Genomic DNA, 253 nt, shown 5'->3' on the forward strand with positions numbered 1-253 from the left:
TAGGGATAAGCCCTTTTCCGATATATACGGTGCTACGTCTTGTGCTGCTTTGACTGAGTTCTACTCTTTGGATGAGATAGTTTACAAACCCATCGATGAGTTAACTCACTTCGTTATGAAAAAAAGCAAAAACAGATTCAAAGATCCCGTGAAGGTTGCAACACTTCTTAAACAAGCAGCCAATAATTCGTACAGATTGGACAAAATGGCTTATGAACCTTTGAACATCGCTATCTCTTCTTCTTTAAACGTA

1 pseudogene is annotated in these 253 nt (G+C 38.3%); it reads left to right on the plus strand.

Annotated elements, in window-relative coordinates:
- Positions 1–253: pseudogene (locus AD60_RS10250) on the plus strand (IS110 family transposase); the annotation flags it as partial.

Origin of the sequence: Petrotoga sp. SL27, assembly GCF_002924605.1 — a bacterium.
GTDB lineage: Bacteria > Thermotogota > Thermotogae > Petrotogales > Petrotogaceae > Petrotoga > Petrotoga sibirica.